Annotated in this window: 18 protein-coding genes; 13 read left to right on the top strand and 5 right to left on the bottom strand. The window is 69.1% G+C overall.

The window, feature by feature from the left end:
• Position 1 precedes the first annotated feature (1 nt).
• Genes FHY05_RS02900 through FHY05_RS02880 form a run of 5 tightly spaced genes read left to right on the top strand, consistent with a single transcriptional unit; the run spans position 2 to position 4,974 of the window.
• Positions 2-418, top strand: a complete 417-nt coding sequence (locus FHY05_RS02900) for a nuclear transport factor 2 family protein (RefSeq protein ID WP_183942874.1) — start codon at positions 2-4, stop codon at positions 416-418.
• Positions 419-431: 13 nt separating this feature from the next.
• The gene (locus tag FHY05_RS02895) at positions 432-977 is read left to right on the top strand and encodes a 2Fe-2S iron-sulfur cluster-binding protein (protein WP_183942873.1); all 546 of its coding nucleotides are present in this window, start codon (positions 432-434) and stop codon (positions 975-977) included.
• The gene (locus tag FHY05_RS02890) at positions 974-1,963 is read left to right on the top strand and encodes a xanthine dehydrogenase family protein subunit M (protein WP_183942872.1); all 990 of its coding nucleotides are present in this window, start codon (positions 974-976) and stop codon (positions 1,961-1,963) included. Before FHY05_RS02895 ends, FHY05_RS02890 begins: the two co-directional genes overlap by 4 nt.
• Entirely contained in the window at positions 1,960-4,182 is a 2,223-nt protein-coding gene (locus FHY05_RS02885) for a xanthine dehydrogenase family protein molybdopterin-binding subunit (protein WP_183942871.1), read from the top strand. Before FHY05_RS02890 ends, FHY05_RS02885 begins: the two co-directional genes overlap by 4 nt.
• Before the next feature lie 42 nt (positions 4,183-4,224).
• Positions 4,225-4,974 carry a DJ-1/PfpI family protein gene (locus FHY05_RS02880; protein ID WP_221190944.1) on the top strand — a complete coding sequence of 250 codons (750 nt, stop codon included), beginning with the start codon at positions 4,225-4,227 and terminating at the stop codon, positions 4,972-4,974.
• A gap of 25 nt (positions 4,975-4,999) precedes the next feature.
• Here FHY05_RS02880 and FHY05_RS02875 read toward each other — a convergent pair whose 3' ends face one another.
• Complete coding sequence (locus FHY05_RS02875; RefSeq protein WP_221190943.1) at positions 5,000-5,668, bottom strand: TetR/AcrR family transcriptional regulator; 669 nt, start codon at positions 5,666-5,668, stop codon at positions 5,000-5,002.
• Between the two features lie 45 nt (positions 5,669-5,713).
• On the opposite strand from FHY05_RS02875, the gene FHY05_RS02870 reads away from it, so the two are divergent.
• Positions 5,714-6,874, top strand: coding sequence for an FAD-dependent monooxygenase (locus FHY05_RS02870; RefSeq protein WP_183942870.1), 1,161 nt, complete (start codon positions 5,714-5,716; stop codon positions 6,872-6,874).
• Positions 6,875-6,983: 109 nt separating this feature from the next.
• On the opposite strand, the gene FHY05_RS02865 is transcribed toward FHY05_RS02870, so the two are convergent.
• On the bottom strand, positions 6,984-7,868 hold the full coding sequence (locus FHY05_RS02865; protein ID WP_183942869.1) for a LysR family transcriptional regulator: 885 nt from the start codon (positions 7,866-7,868) through the stop codon (positions 6,984-6,986).
• 95 nt (positions 7,869-7,963) lie between these two features.
• Between FHY05_RS02865 and FHY05_RS02860 the strand changes: the two genes are divergently transcribed.
• Positions 7,964-9,067, top strand: a complete 1,104-nt coding sequence (locus tag FHY05_RS02860) for an aldo/keto reductase (protein WP_183942868.1) — start codon at positions 7,964-7,966, stop codon at positions 9,065-9,067.
• A 105-nt stretch (positions 9,068-9,172) separates the two neighbouring features.
• Here the strand turns inward: FHY05_RS02860 and FHY05_RS02855 are convergent, their stop codons facing one another.
• The 3 genes from FHY05_RS02855 to FHY05_RS02845 are packed head-to-tail and all read right to left on the bottom strand — an operon-like array spanning position 9,173 to position 13,347.
• Positions 9,173-10,717, bottom strand: a complete 1,545-nt coding sequence (locus FHY05_RS02855) for a DHA2 family efflux MFS transporter permease subunit (protein WP_183942867.1) — start codon at positions 10,715-10,717, stop codon at positions 9,173-9,175.
• Positions 10,718-10,726: 9 nt separating this feature from the next.
• A complete protein-coding gene (locus FHY05_RS02850; RefSeq protein WP_260181099.1) occupies positions 10,727-11,917 on the bottom strand; it encodes an HlyD family efflux transporter periplasmic adaptor subunit in 1,191 nt (396 codons plus the stop codon).
• Positions 11,914-13,347 (bottom strand): efflux transporter outer membrane subunit, encoded by a 1,434-nt coding sequence (locus FHY05_RS02845; RefSeq protein WP_183942865.1) that lies wholly within the window; start codon positions 13,345-13,347, stop codon positions 11,914-11,916. The genes FHY05_RS02850 and FHY05_RS02845 overlap by 4 nt, the downstream gene beginning before the upstream one ends.
• A gap of 86 nt (positions 13,348-13,433) precedes the next feature.
• Here FHY05_RS02845 and FHY05_RS02840 point away from each other — a divergent pair, with 86 nt between their 5' ends.
• The 6 genes from FHY05_RS02840 (at position 13,434) to FHY05_RS02815 (ending at position 18,010) form a co-directional block, all read left to right on the top strand.
• Positions 13,434-14,075 carry a TetR/AcrR family transcriptional regulator gene (locus FHY05_RS02840; RefSeq protein WP_183942864.1) on the top strand — a complete coding sequence of 214 codons (642 nt, stop codon included), beginning with the start codon at positions 13,434-13,436 and terminating at the stop codon, positions 14,073-14,075.
• 228 nt (positions 14,076-14,303) lie between these two features.
• Positions 14,304-14,738 (top strand): pyridoxamine 5'-phosphate oxidase family protein, encoded by a 435-nt coding sequence (locus FHY05_RS02835; RefSeq protein WP_183942863.1) that lies wholly within the window; start codon positions 14,304-14,306, stop codon positions 14,736-14,738.
• Positions 14,735-15,781 (top strand): glycosyltransferase family 2 protein, encoded by a 1,047-nt coding sequence (locus FHY05_RS02830; protein ID WP_221190942.1) that lies wholly within the window; start codon positions 14,735-14,737, stop codon positions 15,779-15,781. The genes FHY05_RS02835 and FHY05_RS02830 overlap by 4 nt, the downstream gene beginning before the upstream one ends.
• A complete protein-coding gene (locus FHY05_RS02825; protein WP_183942862.1) occupies positions 15,778-16,752 on the top strand; it encodes an acyl-CoA dehydrogenase in 975 nt (324 codons plus the stop codon). The genes FHY05_RS02830 and FHY05_RS02825 overlap by 4 nt, the downstream gene beginning before the upstream one ends.
• Positions 16,749-17,402, top strand: coding sequence for a PIG-L deacetylase family protein (locus FHY05_RS02820; protein ID WP_183942861.1), 654 nt, complete (start codon positions 16,749-16,751; stop codon positions 17,400-17,402). Before FHY05_RS02825 ends, FHY05_RS02820 begins: the two co-directional genes overlap by 4 nt.
• The gene (locus FHY05_RS02815; RefSeq protein WP_183942860.1) at positions 17,399-18,010 is read left to right on the top strand and encodes a class I SAM-dependent methyltransferase; all 612 of its coding nucleotides are present in this window, start codon (positions 17,399-17,401) and stop codon (positions 18,008-18,010) included. Before FHY05_RS02820 ends, FHY05_RS02815 begins: the two co-directional genes overlap by 4 nt.
• Positions 18,011-18,053: the final 43 nt, after the last annotated feature.

The following is an 18,053-nucleotide window of genomic DNA, read 5'->3' as shown; positions in this document are numbered from 1 at the left end:
CGTGACTGCGTCAACGACGGAGGGCAGTCGTGCCTTCATCGCCGAGGCGTTCGCCAAATGGGCGAGAGGCGAAGGCGATGTTTTCAGCCTGCTCGCCGATGACGTGGTATGGCACATCACCGGCAACGATCCGGCGGTCTCGCGAACCCACCGTTCGCGCCAGGCGCTTCTCGACGCTGCGGCAGTGCCGCTGCGCGAGCGACTGGCGGCGCCCTTGAAGCCGGAGGTCAAGCACATCTGGGCCGATGGCGACGATGTGATCGTGCAATGGGACGGAACGGCTCCGTTTCCCGACGGCACGCAGTACCGCAACACCTATCTGTGGATCTTGACGGTGTGCGGGTCGCGGATCGTGGAGGTCACGGCCTTCCTCGACATTCCGACGTTCAAGGCGGCGCTCGCGCGTCCCAGGCCCTGACGGGGCGGCGGCGATGGATTGGATCGACGCCGAGGTCGAAGCCCCGCTCACGTTGCGGGTCAACGGCGTACCACATTCGGTGCGGATCGACACCCGCACCACGCTCCTCGATGCGCTGCGCGAGCGCTTCGGACTGACCGGGACCAAGAAAGGGTGCGATCATGGCCAATGCGGCGCCTGCACCGTGCTGGTGAACGGCCGACGGATCAACAGCTGCCTTTCCCTGGCAATGATGCACGCCGACGACGAGATCACCACGATCGAGGGTGTGGGGGCACCCGGCGCGCTGCACCCGTTGCAGACTGCGTTCATCGCCGCGGACGGCTTCCAATGCGGCTATTGCACGTCCGGGCAGATCTGCTCGGCCCTCGGCATGCTGGAGGAAGTCGCTGCGGGCTGGCCGAGCCATGTCAGTGGTGACCTGATGCCCGCGCCGTCACTCGATCTCGCCGAGATCCGCGAGCGGATGAGCGGTAATCTCTGCCGGTGCGCAGCCTACCCGCGGATCGTGGCGGCGATCCGAACCTATGCTGCCAGCCGGGAGGGGGAGGGGGCATGATCGCCTTCGACTATCTGCGCGCGGCGGACCGCGATCAGGCACTCTCCGCCGCTCAGGCGCGCGACGGCGCGCGGTTCATCGCCGGCGGCACCAACCTGCTCGACCTGATGAAGTTGCAGGTCGAGGCGCCGCGCCGACTGGTGGACATCGGCGCACTGGATCTGCGCCAGATCGAGCGGACCGACGACGGTGGGCTGCGCATCGGCGCCCTGGTGTCGAACGCGGATCTCGCGGCGCACCCGCTCGTCCGGGCACGTTATCCCGTCCTGTCACGCGCGATCCTGGCCGGCGCGTCAGCCCAGCTTCGCAACAAGGCGACCACTGCGGGAAACCTGCTCCAGCGGACGCGCTGCTACTTCTTCTACGACCCGGCCGTGCCGTGCAACAAGCGCACGCCTGGATCGGGCTGCTCGGCGATCGGCGGGTTCAACCGGATCATGGCGGTTCTGGGCACGTCCGAGCAGTGCATCGCGTCTCACCCGTCGGACATGGCGGTGGCGATGCGCGCCCTCGATGCGCGGGTCGAGACGGTGCTGCCATCAGGTGAGCGCCGCGCGCTGAGCCTGGACGAGCTCTACCGGCTGCCCGGCGACACGCCGGAGGTAGAGACGCACTTGCAGCCGGGCGAACTGATCATCGCGGTGCTGCTGCCCTCTCCCCCCACCGGCCGGCAGACGTATCGCAAGGTGCGCGATCGTGCTTCCTACGCCTTCGCGCTGGTGTCGGTCGCCGGCATCGTCTCGATGGAGCAGGATCGGATAAGCGGGGCCGCGCTGGCCTTCGGCGGCGTCGGCACCATGCCCTGGCGCGATCGTGCCGCCGAAGACCTTCTGGTCGGCCAGCAGCCGCGCCGCGCCTTGTTCGATCAGGCGGCGGACACCTTGCTCGCAGCGGCGATCGGGCACGGCGAGAACGACTTCAAGATACCCCTGCTGCGCCGCACGCTGGCAGCGGTGCTGGGCAAGCTGACGGAGACGGTCGCATGAGCGAGGCGAGCATCACCATGGACGCGCCGTTCGAGCGCTCGTTGCTGGACACCGCGCCCGCGCCGCTCGTGGGCACTTCGGTGAGCCGCGTCGACGGGCCGCTCAAGGTGACCGGGCAGGCGCGCTATGCCGCCGAGCACGGCTTCGGCGACCTGGCTCACGGTATGTTGGTGCGCGCTCCAGTCGGTAGCGGGCGTATCACACGGCTGGACACTGCGGCTGCAGAGGCGATGCCGGGCGTGCTCGCCGTCGTCACCGACGCTCGACTGATCCGCAACGGCGGAGACTTCGCCGGGGCTGCGGCACCGCCGCACGGCTCGCGCGACGTGGTGTATTTCGGCCAGCCGATCGCTCTGGTCGTGGCCGACAGCTTCGAGCGGGCGCGCGCAGCCGCGTCTGCGGTGCGGCTCTCGTATGAGCGCAGGCCCGGCGTTTTCGACCTGGCAGAGGTGCTGGACTCGGCAGAACCGCCGACCGACGACATCTTCGGCCTGTTCCTGATCCATACCGAACAGGGCGATGTCGCGGGCGCGCTGAAGCAGGCAGCCGTCGTCGTCGACGCGGTATGGACCACGCCCAGTCAGAGCCATGCCCCGATGGAGCCGCATGCCACGGTGGCGCAGTGGGACGGCAGGCGCCTGACAATGCACGGCAGTTATCAGTCACCGGTGACGACGCGCGACCAGCTGGCGACGCTGCTGGGACTGGAGACGGCACAGGTGCGGGTGCTGGCGCCGTTCGTGGGCGGTGGCTTCGGCAGCAAGCTCGGCCTCATGCCCGAGGCGGCGGCTGCGGCGATCGCCGCGCAACGGCTCGGCCGGCCGGTCAAGGTCGCGTTGCCGCGCCAGCACGTCTTCGAGATGACCGGCCGACGTCCGGCCACGCACCAGCGCCTGCGCTTAGGCGCCGACGCGGACGGCAAGCTCACGACGATCGCGCACGAGACGATCACCGATCAGCTGGAAGGTGAGATGTTTTTCGAGCCAGCCGGCATCGCCACGCATCTGCTGTACGCCGCGCCCAATCGCCTGGTCGATCACAAGGTCGCGCGGGTGAACAAGTTGCTGGGCGTCTCCATGCGCGCGCCCGGCGAGGGGGTGGGGCAGTTGTCGCTTGAGTGCGCGATGGATGAGCTGGCGGAGAAGCTCGATCTGGATCCCGTCGAACTGCGCCTGCGCAACGAGCCCGAGGTGCATCCTGAGACCGGCCAGGCGTTCAGCAGCCGTTCGCTCGCCGAATGCCTGCGCGTCGGTGCCGAGCGGTTCGGCTGGACGGCGCGCAACCGCACTCCCGGGCGATGCCGGGACGGCGAGTGGCTGATCGGGCACGGCATGGCCGCGTCGGCGCGCGGCAACCTGTTCGGACCGGCCAAAGTGCGCGTGCGGATCGACGCGGACGGACTGGTAGCGGTCGAAACCGAGATGACCGATATCGGTACCGGCACCTACACGATCCTGTCACAGATCGTCGCCGACCTGCTGGGAGTGGCGCTCGATCGGGTCGAGGTGCGGCTGGGCGATACCGACGATCCGACCAGCGCCGGATCGGGTGGTAGCTGGGGCGCGACCACCGCCGGCTCCGCCGTCTACGCCGCCTGCGAGAAACTGCGCGCCATGCTGGCAGAGGCGGCCGGCGTGACACAGCGTGATGCGGTCTTCGTCGACGGCATGATCGTGGCCGGTGAGGTTCGGCGGCCGCTCTCCGAGCTGGTCGGCAACGGCATGGTGGTTGATGGTGCCACAGCTCCCGGGACGAGCAATGCCCGTTTCAGCCAGTCGTCCTATGGCGCCCATTTCTGCGAGATGCGCGTGAATGCCGTCACGGGAGAGATGCGCGTGGCGCGTTGGAACAGCGTGTTCGCTGCCGGCCGCATTCTCAACACCAAGACAGCGACTTCCCAGGCGATCGGCGGCATCGTGTTCGGGATCGGCGGCGCTCTGACCGAGGAGCTCGTTCACGATGTCCGCACGGGCAAGGTCGTGAACCGCGACCTCGGCGAGTACCACGTGCCGGTGCATGCCGACGTCCCGGACATCGACGTGCTCTACCTCGAGGAGCGGGATCGTCTGGCCAACCCGCTGCTGGCCAAGGGTATCGGAGAGCTAGGCGTGTGCGGTTCGGGTGCGGCGGTCGCCAACGCGATCTATAACGCGACCGGTGTACGGGTTCGGGATTTCCCCATCACCCTCGACAAGCTGTTTCCCGGGATCATGCCGTGAGCGCGCCTCTGACCTGGGCAGTGCGGGTGAGGATCCGCAGCGATGGCGATCCCCGAACAGCTTACGCGACGAGTGATGGTCGGCGGCGCGGCCGCCGCGATCGTCGCGGGCGCGAAGACGGCTCTCGCGGGGCGACGAGATCCGCTGGCGTCGACGCATGACCAGCAGGTGGAGGCGATGAAGCCTAAGCAGATCGGCATCGTCCTGTTCGATGAGTTCGAGACGCTGGACGTGTTCGGCCCGGCGCAGATGTGGGGTCGTTTGGCGGACCATGGACTGACGTTCGTGTCGGCGGACGGACGCGCGGTGCAGTCATCGCACGGCGTCCGGATTACACCGGACCATTCGTTCGCCTCCGCCCCGCCGCTCGACGTGCTGATGGTGCCCGGCGGGACGGGCACCCGCCGCCTCGTCGATGACGCGACGCTGCTCGCGTTCGTTCGCCGGCAGGACGAGGGCAGCGCGTGGACCACGTCGGTCTGCACAGGTGCGGCGATCCTGGCGAGCGCGGGCGTCCTCGATGGCCGGGCGGCGACCACCAACAAACTCGCTTTCGAATGGGTCAGATCCCAGTCGGACGCGGTGACCTGGCGTTCCCGGGCGCGCTGGGTCATCGATGGCAAGTACGTCACCTCCTCCGGCGTGTCGGCGGGAACCGACATGGCGCTGGCGCTGGTGGAGCGTCTGTATGACCGCACGGCGGCGAGAGCGGCAGCCGCCGTCGCCGAGTACCAGTGGAACGACGATCCCGACAACGATCCCTTCGCGATCCGACATCTGCAGGGCGGGTAGGGGGCTCTCGGCGACCGTCTCTGGGTCACCGCGTGCCTGCGAGCGAGGTTCCTTCAAGGGCGGTCAACGCACCGACGACCCCTCGATTGACGATCGAGAGGAAGACGCGCTTGGCGGCCTGCGCGTCACCCGTCCGGCTCAGTTCAGCGTGCGCCCGCAGGAATGCCGTGCTCCACGCCGAGGCGATCAGCGCCGCTGCCAGAAAGGCAGTGTTCTCGTCGTCTTCGTCGGTCAACTCCTGCCCGAAGAGTATCGCCAGATCCTCGACGAACTTGTCGCGCATCTGCCGCGCGCGCGCCTTCAGCGTCTCGCTCGCCTGTGCCGTCTCGACGAACACCCGCGTAGCTTCGAACAAGGGAAAGGCCTCCGACGGCTGCTCGATCATGCGGTGCGCGAGGGCCCCCAGGGCTTCGATCGGCGAGCTACCCGGCGGGCGTGACCGAACCGTCTCGAACGCCAGCGCGCGTGCCTCCTCCTCACGGTCGAAGAACATGTCTTCCTTGCGGGGGAAATGGTTGAACACCGTCATGCGGCCAACGTCAGCGGCGTTCGCGATCTCGTCGATGGTCACCTGATCGAACCCGCGCTCCATGAACAGGCGCGTCGCGACGTCAGAGATCGCCTGGCGAGTGGCCAGGCGCTTGCGGGTACGCCTGTCTGGCCGCAGATCGTTGTCCGTATTGCGCATCAACATGTACCCGGTATATGCTCGTAGCTTGTCCAGATTGAGGATGTTGCGATGGTGCCGTCAACCTTTAACGAGCGTGGGGCAGACGTAGGTCGCCGCACGGCCCTCATCAGCGGTGCCAGCTTCGCCGGCCTGGCGACCGCCTACGGCCTGAACCGGCTCGGCTATCAGGTCACCGTCGTGGAGGCGGCCGCGGGATTGCGGCGCGGTGGAACGCCTGTGGATATCGAGGGCGAGACGATCGCGATCCTCGAGCGGATGGGCCTCGTCGAGCTCGTTCGTGCCAAGGCACTGCCGTCGCGCCGCTTCGAGTTCAAGAACGCGGACAATACGACGCTGGGGTCGATCGGAGTCAGCGGCGATCAAGCCTCCGAGCTACGATACGAGATCCATCGCGACGATCTGCTCGACATCCTGTTCGGCGCGGTGGCCAACGACGTCGAGGTGCTGTTTGGCCGATCCATCTCGAGCCTCGACGAACAGGCCGACAGCGTGTCCGTGACCTTGGACGATGGCGAGAGCCGCGACGTCGCGTTGGTGGTGGGGTGCGACGGCAACCGGTCGAACACGCGGCGGCTCGTGTTCGGGGACGGAGACCGATTCACCCATTTCATGGGCGGGTATTTCTTCCTGAAGGTCGTGCCGGAGACAGGGTTGCTGGCCCCCGACACGAGCGAGGTTTTCCGCGCGCCCGGGCGGATGGCCATGCTCAACGGCTACGATGATCGGACCGACATCGGCTTCGGTTTCCGCACCGACGCCGAGATCGCCTATGACTATCGCGACCCCGCGCAGCAGCGGCGGCTGATCCAGCAGCGGTGCGGCGACCTGGGCTGGAAGGTGCCCGCCATGCTGGCCGCTGTCGCGGGCGACGATGATTTCTACTTCGACAGGATCAATCAGATCCGGATGCCATGTTGGTCCCGTGGGCGGGTCGTTCTGGTGGGCGACGCGGGCTACTGCGTCTCTCCGCTCGCTGGTCTCGGCGGCTCGATGGCGATCATCGGTGCCGGTCGCCTGGCGGCCGCGTTAGAACGATTTCCCGACGATCATGCTTCAGCGTTCCGTCATTATGAGGACGAGTTGCGGCCGTTCGTCGAGCAGATCCAGCAGCGGGCGGCGGACGACGGCATGTCGACGATGTGTCCGGCCGACGAGGCGGAGCTCGCCGCTCGCGATCGAGAGATCGCCGCGGGTCACATGGGCTGGTGAAGGCTCCCAGACAGCTATGAGGAGCGTCACGAGCGTTGCCCGCCCGATCAACGAGTGGCCAAGATAGGGAGCGGACTTGGGCGCCTGCAGTGATCGTTCCCGGGTCAGGTCACGCGCGAAGCGCGTCGATCAGCGCGCGCAATGCCGGAGAGACCCGACGATCGGGGTAGTAGAGACGGCAGCCGGGGTAGGGCGGGCACCAGGGCGCCAGCACCTGGACCAGCCGACCATCGGCGATCTCGTCGGCGACGTCGTGCTCCATCATGTAGCCCAGGCCCACGCCGGCGCGCACCGCCGCGCCTGCCAGCACCTCGTCGTTGACGATCAGCTGCCCCGGCACCTTGAGCCTCACGTCACGCCCTGCCTCCTCGAACTCCCACGGCAGGAGGCCACCCCCGCCGAGCAGGCGGTAGTTGACGCAGACATGCCGATCGAGCTCGGCGAGGGTTGCAGGCGGCGGGTGCCGCGCGAAGTAAGCGGGGGTGCCGACCACGACGGTGCGCAGGTCTGGGCCCACCGGCACGGCGACCATGTCCTTCTCGACCGCCTCGCTGAGCCGGATGCCGGCATCGAAGCCGCCGGCGACGAGGTCGATCAGCCGATCCTCGACGATCACTTCCACCGACACGTCCGGATGATCGAGCAGGAACCGCGGCAGGCGCGGCGCCAGGATCGTCCGCGCGGCATAGCCGAAGGTCGCGAGCCGAACGGTGCCGGACGGGGCGCCGCGCCAGTCCGCGAGCGATGCCAGGCCCTCCCGCACCTGCGCCAGCGCCGGATCGAGCGATTGCAGTAGCTGCTGTCCGGCGGCGGTGGGTGCCACGGAGCGCGTCGTGCGGGCGAGCAGCCGCACGCCGAGCCGTCGCTCGAGCGCCGCCATCGCGTGGCTCAGCGCGGACGGGGATAGCCCCAGCTCAGCCGCCGCGCGCGTGAAGCTGCGTGCCCGCGCGACGCTGGCGAAGGCTGCGAGATCGTCGAGGTCGCCGCGCCGCATTGATGCATCCTGCTCACAGACCCTTGCGATCGGCAACGGCTAATCCTGACGAGGCTCGGGGCTTACCTGTGTTCGGGAACGAGGAGTGCTGCACCATGGACCTGACCTCTTATCGCACGCTGGGCCGCTCGGGACTGGCGGTGAGTCCGCTGGCGCTCGGCACGATGACCTTCGGCGCGGGCAGATGGGGCGCCGAGGAAGACGGAGCGCGAGCGATCTTCGACGCCTATGTCGACGCTGGTGGAAATCTCATCGATACCGCCGACGTCTACTCGGGCGGCGAGAGCGAGGCCATGATCGGCCGCTTTCTCCGGGAGCGCGGCGGTCGCGACCGTCTGGTGATCGCCACCAAGTCGGGCTTCCCGCGCTGCCCGGGCAACCCGCTCACGGGCGGCAACTCGGCGCGCAACATCCGGGATGGTCTCGAGGGATCGCTGCGGCGGCTCGGCTGCGGCCATATCGACATGTACTGGACGCATGTGTGGGACCGCACGACGCCGCCCGAGGAGGTGCTGCGCGCGCTGACCGATGCGGTGAGCCGCGGCGACATCCTCTACTACGGCCTGTCCAACGCCCCCGCCTGGTACGCCGCGCAGGTGGCCACCCTGGCTCGTGCGCACGGACTGCCGCAACCGATCGGGCTGCAGTACAGCTACTCGCTTCTTGATCGAGGCGTCGAGCTGGACCTGATCCCCGCGGGCCGATCGCTGGGCCTGGGGCTGGTGGCCTGGAGCCCGCTCGCCTTCGGCATGCTGACGGGCAAGTACGGGCGCGACAAGCTCGCAGCATTTGGGCCGGCGGGCGGTGTTCCCAACAAGCGGGGAGAGCCGGGCGGCGGCAGCGATGGCCGCCTGAACGGCGACAATCCCTATGGCGGGATGCTGTTCACCGAGGCGAACTTCGGCATCGTCGACGAGCTGCGCGTGGTGGCGGAGGAGATCGGTCGCCCGATGGCGCAGGTCGCCCTCGCCTGGGTCGCGAACCGCCCCGGTGTCTCGTCCGTGTTGCTCGGCGCGAGCCGACCCGAGCAGGTCCGGGAGAACGTCGCGTCCCTTCACATCGTGCTGTCCTCATCGCAGCAGCAGCGTCTCGACGCGGCGGGAGCGCTGCCGCCGCTCAACCCTTACTTTATCTTCGACCTGCCACACGAGAGCATCTTCGGTGTCACCGACCTCAGGGGCTGGGGCGAGGCGAGCTGAGCATCGGCGAAGAACCGCGACACGCGGCGGCGCGGTGTTCCCCGGCCGTGAGTACCGTCGTCAGCGACCGGCGGGGATCGGAGGGCGCACAGCAGCAGACACCCATCAGTGTGCAGCGGACGTGTCGACGTTCTTGCGAGGCGGCGGAGCCATCCAGATGAGCATCGCCGAGATGAAGAAGATGCCCGCTGCTAGCGCGAAAAGATGGGTGGTCGCCAGCGCGAAGCTCTCCTGGTCGACCAGGCGTTCGATCATGCCGCGACCCTGCTGCGCCGAGAGCCCCGCCCGCTGAGCGTTGGCAACGATCTGGTCGCCGCCGTTCAGCAGGCCGCTAAGCTCAGCCCGGTTCGTCTGCGCCTGGTTCTGCCAGAGCGTCGCGCCGATCGAGGTGCCGATCGCGGCCGCGAGCGTGCGCAGGAAGCTCATCACGCCGGCCGCGGACGCGGTCTCGCTCGGCTCCACCGCGCCCAGCGCGATGATCGTCAGCGGGACGAAGAAGAAGGGCATGCCGAGGCCTTGCACCAGCTGCGGGAAGGCGAGGATCCAGAAGTCGGCTCCACTGAACCAGTAGGTGCGCAGCAGGGAGGTGAGGCCCAGCCAGAAAATGCCGAAGCACACCAGCGCCCGCGGATCGAACTTGTTACTCAGTTTCGCCACGATCGGCGAGAAGATGACGGCCAGGACGCCGTTGAAGGCCGTCACGTAGCCGGCCTCCGTCGCGGTATAGCCCAGGCTCGTCTGCAGCCATTGCGGGATGATGACGACGGAGGAGAAGAAGGTCCCGAAGCTGAACGACAGAGCGGCCACGCTCACGGTGAAGCCGCGGTGCCGGAACACCTTGAGGTCGACGATCGGGTTCCTCTCGGTCAGCTCCCAGATGAGGAACAGGACGAAGCCGATCGCCGCCACGATCGCGCAACCGACGATGAAGCTGGAGCCGAACCAATCCTCCTCGCGGCCGAGGTCGAGCATGACCTGCAGCGCCGCGATCCAGATGATCATGATCGCCAGGCCGAACCGGTCGATCGGCACGACCTCGGTCTTGGTCTCGGACTGCCGGAGGAGCGCGAACACGCCGACGATGCAGAAGATCGCGACGGGAAGGTTGATGTAGAAGATCCACGGCCACGACCAGTTGTCGCTGATCGTACCACCCAGGATGGGCCCGAGGATCGGGGCGGTGACGGTCGTCATCGCCCACGCGCCCATGGCGGCCGCCTGCTTCTCCTTGGGGAAGATCTTGAGGAGCAGCGTCTGGGTCAGCGGCATGAGCGGGCCGCCGCAGAAGCCCTGTCCGATGCGGAAGGCGACCATGGCACCGAGCGACGAAGCGACGCCGCACAGCGCCGAGAAGGCGGCGAAGCCGATCATCGCTGCCATGAAGACGCGGATCGTGCCGAAGCGTCTCACCAACCATCCGGTGAGAGGCACGCAGATCGCCTCCGCGACGGAGTAGGACGTGACCACCCACGTGCCCTGGGTAGGGGACACGCCCAGACCGCCCGATATGTGAGGCACCGAGACGTTCGCGATCGTCGTGTCCAGCACGACCATGAAGTTCGTGAGGGCCAGCACGAAGCCGGCGAGAACGAGCCGGCCGCCGGTGAGCGCCGGCCCGGCTCGGTCCTTCGACGGAGCAGCGGAAGCCATCCTCGATGCCTACTCTGCGTCCGAGAGGTCGATCTTGGCGTCCATCGACAAGCCGACGCGAAGCGGATGCGCTCGGAGCTCACGGGGGTCGAGCGCGATGCGGACGGGTAGTCGCTGGACGACCTTGATCCAGTTGCCGGTGGCGTTCTGCGCGGGGATGAGCGCGAAGGCCGATCCCGTGCCACCCGCCACGCCGACCACCTTGCCGTGGTATATAACGTCATCGCCGTAGAGGTCCGAGACGAGGGTGGCGGCTTGGCCGACGCGGACATGGGAGAGCTGCCCCTCCTTGTAGTTCGCGTCGACATACAGGCGATCAACCGGCACGATCGACATGGTGACCGTCCCGGACGAGAGCCGCTGGCCGACCTGGACATTCCGCTGCGCGATCACGCCATCGATCGGCGCGCGGACGATCGTCCGCGATAGGTCGAGCTTGGCCTGCCGCAGGCGTGCACGTGCGGTGAGCACCTCCGGCGCCGTGCGGCTCGTCGTGCCTCGTGTCAGCGCCGCGTTGGCCGCACGGTCCCGCTCGGCCGAGGTGCGGGTCGCCTGAGCTTGCGAGACGGCAGCTTCCGCTACGACGACGTTCGCCCGTGCGGTGCGTAGCGCGTTCGTGGCCGACGTGACCTCGTCGCCTGAGACGGCGCCCGCGGAGACAAGCGCCTGGCGTCGCTGGAAGTCGATCTCGGCACGCTCAAGGGTGCCTCGCGCGGCCGCGAGCTGCGCGCGTGCACTGTTCACGTCCGCGGCCCTCGCGGCCACCTGCGCCTGAAGCGCCTCGCCCGTGGCCGCAGTTTGGCCGTAGCGGCGCTCGGCCGCGGCCAGATCTGCCTCGGCTTGCGCCACGGCGATCTGGAGATCGGCGTCGTCGAGACGTAGCAGCGGCTGTCCGGCGCGAACGGTCTGCGTGTTGCTGACGCCGACCTCGACGACCTGACCGCCCACCAGCGGCGTGACCTGCGCCGTCTCCGCAGCGACATAGGCGTTGTCGGTCGTCACGCGGCGCGAGAGCACCAGGTGATCGTAGATGAAGTAGGCCGCCGCGACAGCAGCGACCACGACGGCGAAGATGATGATCAGCCGTCGGCGCCTTGCGGGATTCGGCTGAGGCTTGTCTGCGCTGCCGTTCTCCGGCTTCTCCGCCGGCGCGGGCGCTTCGGCCTTCACGCCGCCCGACTGGTTCTCGTCGTCCATCATCGCGTCTCGCCGCTGGGAGTGTTGGGGTCCTGGAAGCCTCCGCCCAGTGCGCGGACGAGCTGGACGTCTAGGGTGAAGCTGCGTGCCTCGACGTCGGCGAGCGAGCGCCTGGCGCTGAGCACGTTCTGCTCGGAACTGAGCACGTTCAGGAAGGAGGACAGGCCACCGCGATAGCGCAGCTGCGCTACCTGGTAGGCGCCTTCGGCATCATTCAGCGCCGCACGAGCATCGCTTACCTGCGAGGCCAGCTGCCGCCGGCTCGTCACCGCATCCGCCACCTCGCGCAGAGCATCGATCAGCGTGCGGTTGTAGGTGGCGACCGCCTCATCGTAGCTGGCGCGCGCCTGGCGGTACTGTCCGCTGCGCTCTCCGCCGTCGAAGAGCGGAAGGCTCAAGGCCGGCCCGACGTTGCCGATGCTCGAGCCGCTCTTGAACAGCTTGTCCAGGCCGAGCGATTGCAAGCCGATAAGACCTGAGAGGCTGATGTTGGGGTAGAATGCCGCTCGCGCGACCTTGATGCGGTCGCCGGCGGCGGCGGCGCGTGCGCGAGCCGCGACGATGTCGGGCCGCCTCGCGACGAGGCTGATGCCGGCATCGCTTGGCAAGGCCGCGGCGGTCAGGATCACCTTTGGACGCTCGATCGAGCGACCTCGGTCCGGTCCCGCTCCCACGAGGGCGGCCAGCGCGTTCCTGGTGAGATCGATCTGCTCGGCGTTCGCTGCGAGCTCGACCCGGGCGGCAGGTACCGACGAGCGAGCCTGTCTAAGTTCGCCTTGCGTGTCGAGCCCGGAAGCCACCCGGTCACCGACCAGCTTCACGGTAGCGGTTCGTACTGCCAGCGCACGGAGAAGCACGTCCTGCTCCGAGTAGAGGCGCGCGAGATCAGCGTAGGTGGCGGCAACGGACGTGGTCAGCGCGAGCGCGGTCCGGTCTGCCTCGAACCTGGCCGCCTCGGCCTCCGACGTGGCGGCGGCGAAATTGGCGCGGTTTCGCCCGAAGAGATCGAGATCGAAGCTGCCCTCGAGCGCGATCCTGCCGGTGTCGTTCCAACCCTTCGGCACGAACTCGGCAGGTATGCCGTTGTTGTAGCTCTGCTTGTTGAGGCCAGCGGACCCCTCAGCATCGAGCGTGGGGAGGCCACGGGCGCCGGCTCGCTGAGCAGCGCCGAGTGCCGACCGCAGACGCGCGGCGGCGATTGCTATGTCGGGGGAGCCCTTCAGCGCCTCGGTCATCAGCGTGTCGAGTTGCGTATCACCGTAGCCCCGCCACCAATCGCGGCGTGGCCACGCTCCGTCTCCCGCCACGCGGTCGTGGAGGCTCGCGCTGCTGACGACGTCGCTCGGCCTCGCGAGTTCGGGTTTGGGCCCAAGGTCGGGCACGCCGCAGGCGGCGAGCGTCGTGGCAACGCTGAGAGCAAGAACCAACCGCATCGGCAACCGTACTCCTTGGTACGGTACGCGCAGATGAGCCGGCGCGCTCCTCTTGTCAATCTACAATCGTACTGTATGGTACGAAGATGACGCAGGCTGGAACTCGCCGAAGCCAGAGCCGGGAGGCGAGACGCGCCGCGATCGTGGCGGTGGCGAGGCAGGCCTTTCTCGAGAACGGGTATGCGGCGACCTCGATGTCGACGATCGCGAGCGAGCTAGGCGGCTCAAAGGGCACGCTATGGGCATACTTCCCCTCCAAGGAGGAGCTTTTCGCGGCCGTGCTGGACGACGTCACCGCGACCTTTCGGATGCACCTTGAGGACGCTCTGCGGCCGGGACGGGACTGTCGCACGACCCTGGTGGACTTCGCGCAGCGCTTCCTGGGGAAGATGACGAACGCGGACACTCTTCGCCTGTCGCGACTGATCATCGGGGAGGGCGGACGCTTCCCGGAAGTCGGACGACTGTTCTACGAAAGCGGTCCTCGGCGCGTCTTGGAACGTCTGTCGGCCTACCTGGCGGAGTGCGTGGCGGCAGGCCAGCTTCGCGCGTGCGACACGACCGACGCCGCGGTTGTTCTGGTGCAGCTCATCCAGTCTCAGCAGACTTTCGTTCTCTGGGGCATAAAGGCGCCGATGCGCGGCGCCGAGGCTCGCGCTTTCTGCGAAGAGATCATCTCCATCTTCTTCCGAGCTTTTGCACCAGCCGGCGCCAGTGTGGCGGAGTGAGGCAGGGCGGCGAACGAGGCGACGTGTCTGCGGCTGCCCGACGACCGGGTGAGTCGTGAACCATCCTGTCTCGGAAGCAGGCGGGGGCCGCCGGCGCGCTCGCGAGACCGTGTCCGAAATTTAGCCGAGATCAATGAACCAGATTGCTCGCGTCTCGTTGGAAAGGCCGGGGCGAAACAGTGAGTTGGCGATGGTCGCCGACGCGTGCGACGCCGAGCGCGGGGGCATATGGCCGAGCTGACGTTGCACGAGCTGTCGCGAAAGATGGCAAAGCTGGATTTCGCCATGCTGGCCACGCGATCCGCCGCGGGCGGGCTAACCGCGCGGCCGATGAGCAACAACGGTGACGGCGAGTACCAGGGCGACAGCTATTTCTTCGCCTACGACGACTCGCGCAAGGTCGCCGACATCCGCGCTGATCCCGCGGTGACGCTGAGCTACACCGGTGCCGCCGGCATGCTCGGCGGCCCGCCGCTGTTTGTCGCGGTCGAGGGACAGGCCGCGCTGATCGCGGACAAGACGCAATTCGAGGCGCACTGGACCAAGGACCTCGACCGCTATTTCCCGAATGGCGTGGACACCCGCGGCGTCGTCATGATCGTCATCCGAGCGGACCGCATCCGCTACTGGGACGGCGGCGACGAAGGCGAGATCGCCGCTTGAACCACGGCGTGGGGTCCGAGGACGCGCCGGCCAACCTCGCCATCTGCGTGCCCGCCCGCGACGAGGCAGCGCGCCTGCCGCGGCTGTTCGAAGCGTTGGAGCGGCTCGCGGTCCCGCTCAATCGCACGGTGCACGTCTGTCTGCTGCTCGACTCCTGTAGCGATCACAGCGCGGCGATCGCCGCCGCCTACGCGCATGTCTCCGCGCATCGAGTCCATCTCGCCGAAGCGCCACGGTCCGCGCCCAACGCCGGCGTCGCGCGGCATCGCGCGATGCTGCTCGGCGCGGCCGCGCTCGGGCCGGAAGGAGGCATCCTGCTCAGCACCGACGCCGACGGCTGGCCAGCGCCCGATTGGCTGCACACCACCCTCGCCGCGCTCCGCCATGCCGAGCTGGTCGCGGGCGATGTCGTCCGCGGCGGGCCGCGCGTCGACGAAGGGCAGGACCGGGTCGAACGCTATTACGCGCGCTTGCACGCGCTGCGTCGGCGCGCCGACCCGGTCCCCTGGGAGGCGGCGTCGACGCACCACCACGCCAGCGGTGCCAACATGGCGCTGCACAGCGCCATCTACGCGGCGCTCGGCGGCTTCGCCCCGCTCGCCAGCGGCGAGGACGCGCGGCTGATCGACGACGCCGCGCGCGCCGGGCATCGCGTGCGCCGTGACGCCGCGAGCATCGTCCACACCTCGGCGCGACGGAACGGTCGCGCGCGCGGCGGCCTCGCCGCGGCGCTGCGTGCGCTCGACCACGAGGGTCTGGCGAGCGTCCGCGTCGCGCACCCGCTCGACCAGCTGTGGCAATACGAGCGTCACGCGCTCGCGCGCGGCGCCTTCGCCGCGGGAGATCTTGCCCCGCTCACGCCCGCGATCGGGCTGGACGCGGACCATCTGCTCGGCGTCGCGCGCGATTGCGCCAACAGCGAGGCCTTCGCGATGCGGGTCGTACCCGTGGGGCCTGAGGGTATGCGCCAGGTACCGCTCGCCACCGCTGAGCGCGCGCTCGCGACGCTGCTCGGTGAGGCGACGTCGATGCGAGCGGCATGAGCGGCCTGCGCGCCCGCATCGCAGCGCTCGACTCGGAGCGCGGCGCGCCTGACGACCCGAGCGACGCGGCGGCGCTGCTGTCACTGCTGCGCCTGCTCTATCGCGTCGGACGCGCGGACCTGCCGCTCGGTCGACTCTTCGAAGGACATGTCGACGCCACGCAGATCGTCGCGCGCTACGGCGATCCGGCGCAGCGCGCGGCGCTGTCGTCGGCGGTGCGCGCGGGCGCGGCACTGGGTGTGTGGAACGCCGACCTGCCCGGCGAGCCGCTGCGCCTGGATCACGGCCGCCTGTCCGGCGGCAAGAGCTTCGCTTCGGGCGCCGGGCTGCTGTCGCACGCGCTGGTGACGGTCGAGACGGTAGGCGGGCGTCAGTTGGTGCTGCTCGACCTCGCCGCGGCACCGCCCGCCATCGACCGGGGCGTGTGGCACGTCGTCGGCATGCAGCGCTCCGAGACGCACGTGGTGCGCTGGCACGGCGCGTCCGCAGGGGCGGCGACGCTTATCGGCGCGCCGGACGATTATGTCCGCGAGCCCTGGTTCAGCGGCGGCGCGCTCCGCTTCGCTGCTGTGCAGGCGGGCGGCGTGGCGCGCGTGGTCGACCAGGTGCGCGACCATCTCGTCACGGCAGGACGCGCGGCCGACCCGCATCAGGCGGGACGCCTGGCCCGATTGTACGCGCTGGCGGAACAAGCGGCCGCGGCGGTGCGTCGCGCCGCGGCCGGCTGGTTCGCCGACGCGGACGCGCGGCTACCGCTCGTCGCCGCGGCGCGCTGCGCGGTCTACGCCACGGGCGGCGAGGCGCTCTCGCTGGCGCAGGAGGCGGTCGGTGTCCAAGCCTTGTTCCTCGACCACCCGCTCGCCGCGACGATCACCGATCTGGCGATGTACCTGCGCCAACCCGGGCCGGACACGCAGCGGATGCTGGTCGGTGCGGCCGTGGCGGCGGGCGTCCTGAGGCCGGCGCTATGAGGGCGCAGGTCGGTCGCCCGCGTGCGCTGCTGGTCGTGGCGCCTCATCCCGACGACGAGGCGATCGCGGCGCATGCGCTGATCGCGCGGCTGGCGCGCCGCGCGACGCGCGTGGCGGTGCTGGTGGTGAGCGACGGCGCCGCGTCGCATCCCGGCAGCCGGGCCTGGCCGCGCGCACGGCTGGTGCGCGAGCGTCGTCGCGAGACCCGCCTGGTGATGCGGCGCATCGGGGTCGCCGCCGGCGCGATCACCTTCCTCGACCTGCCCGACGGGCGGCTCGCCGACTACGAGGGCGCGGTTCGCCGCGGCATCCGGCGCGCCGTTGACGCACTGCCCGCGCCGCTGCTGGCACTCGCGCCGTTGCCCGGCGACGCGCACCCCGACCACCGCGTCGTCGCGGCGGCGGCGCGGCATGGTCCGGGTGTGCGCTGGTGGCGCTACCCCGTATGGCCGGCCGGACAGCGGCTGCGCGGCGCGCGCGCGCTGCCACTCAGCGCGCAGGAGCGGCTCGCGAAGCGCCACGCGATCCGCGGCTATCGCACCCAGGCCGGACGCATCACCGACGACCCGAACGGCTTCGCCATGACGGCGCGTCAGATCGCCGCATTCAGCCGGCCGCGCGAGCTGTTCGCTACGGCGACCGTGCGGTGAGGGCCATCTCGCTCGCCGGCTTCGAGCGCACCTTCGCCGCCGATCCCGACCCTTGGCGCACCTTCTCCGACCGCGACGAAGCGGTGAAGCGCGACGCGATCGTGCACGCGCTCGGTGCCGGGGCGCACGGCCGCGTGCTCGAGCTCGCCGCCGGCAACGGCTCGAACAGCCGCGCGCTCGCGACGCGCGCGCTGCGGCTCGACGCGACAGAGGCGACCGCGGCGGGAACGCGGCTGGTCGCCGCGGCGCTCGCCCACCGTGGCGGGCGCGCGCGCGCGATCCGGCTGGCGGTGCCCGGCCGCTTTCCTCGCGCGCGCTATGACGCGGTGGTGGTGGCCGAGTTGCTCTACTATCTGACGCCACGCGCCATGGCCCAGACGGCGCATGACGTCGCCCGTGCGCTCCGCCCCGGCGGCACACTCGTGCTCGCGCACCATCGGATCGACTTCCATGACTTCGCCCAGCACGCGGCCAAGATCCAGCGGCTCTTCCTGGCGACAACAGGACATCACTGGCATGTGAGGACCGTACGACGCTCTCAGCGCTGGGTCGTCCTCGGGTGTCGGCTTGCCTCGGCTCGGCGTCATGTCGCACCGCCGCTTGGCTGAGATGACCTGAGCGCCGCGGCAGGGGATCGTCGCTGCGCCACCG

It is taken from the genome of Sphingomonas sp. BK580 (genome assembly GCF_014194975.1).
Classification (GTDB): Bacteria; Pseudomonadota; Alphaproteobacteria; order Sphingomonadales; family Sphingomonadaceae; genus Sphingomonas.
Note: the sequence above shows the minus strand (reverse complement) of the source record. Positions and strands in the feature narration are given on the sequence as shown.

What these genes read in the sequence shown, in the direction of transcription:
- FHY05_RS02895 (WP_183942873.1), top strand. Translation starts at nt 432, where the DNA reads ATGGATTGGATCGACGCCGAGGTCGAAGCCCCGCTCACGTTGCGGGTC.
- FHY05_RS02820 (WP_183942861.1), top strand. Translation starts at nt 16,749, where the DNA reads ATGAGGGCGCAGGTCGGTCGCCCGCGTGCGCTGCTGGTCGTGGCGCCT.
- FHY05_RS02835 (WP_183942863.1), top strand. Translation starts at nt 14,304, where the DNA reads ATGGCCGAGCTGACGTTGCACGAGCTGTCGCGAAAGATGGCAAAGCTG.
- FHY05_RS02845 (WP_183942865.1), bottom strand. Translation starts at nt 13,347, where the DNA reads ATGCGGTTGGTTCTTGCTCTCAGCGTTGCCACGACGCTCGCCGCCTGC.
- FHY05_RS02840 (WP_183942864.1), top strand. Translation starts at nt 13,434, where the DNA reads ATGACGCAGGCTGGAACTCGCCGAAGCCAGAGCCGGGAGGCGAGACGC.
- FHY05_RS02875 (WP_221190943.1), bottom strand. Translation starts at nt 5,668, where the DNA reads ATGTTGATGCGCAATACGGACAACGATCTGCGGCCAGACAGGCGTACC.
- FHY05_RS02865 (WP_183942869.1), bottom strand. Translation starts at nt 7,868, where the DNA reads ATGCGGCGCGGCGACCTCGACGATCTCGCAGCCTTCGCCAGCGTCGCG.
- FHY05_RS02850 (WP_260181099.1), bottom strand. Translation starts at nt 11,917, where the DNA reads ATGATGGACGACGAGAACCAGTCGGGCGGCGTGAAGGCCGAAGCGCCC.
- FHY05_RS02880 (WP_221190944.1), top strand. Translation starts at nt 4,225, where the DNA reads ATGGCGATCCCCGAACAGCTTACGCGACGAGTGATGGTCGGCGGCGCG.
- FHY05_RS02855 (WP_183942867.1), bottom strand. Translation starts at nt 10,717, where the DNA reads ATGGCTTCCGCTGCTCCGTCGAAGGACCGAGCCGGGCCGGCGCTCACC.
- FHY05_RS02890 (WP_183942872.1), top strand. Translation starts at nt 974, where the DNA reads ATGATCGCCTTCGACTATCTGCGCGCGGCGGACCGCGATCAGGCACTC.
- FHY05_RS02870 (WP_183942870.1), top strand. Translation starts at nt 5,714, where the DNA reads ATGGTGCCGTCAACCTTTAACGAGCGTGGGGCAGACGTAGGTCGCCGC.
- FHY05_RS02860 (WP_183942868.1), top strand. Translation starts at nt 7,964, where the DNA reads ATGGACCTGACCTCTTATCGCACGCTGGGCCGCTCGGGACTGGCGGTG.
- FHY05_RS02885 (WP_183942871.1), top strand. Translation starts at nt 1,960, where the DNA reads ATGAGCGAGGCGAGCATCACCATGGACGCGCCGTTCGAGCGCTCGTTG.
- FHY05_RS02825 (WP_183942862.1), top strand. Translation starts at nt 15,778, where the DNA reads ATGAGCGGCCTGCGCGCCCGCATCGCAGCGCTCGACTCGGAGCGCGGC.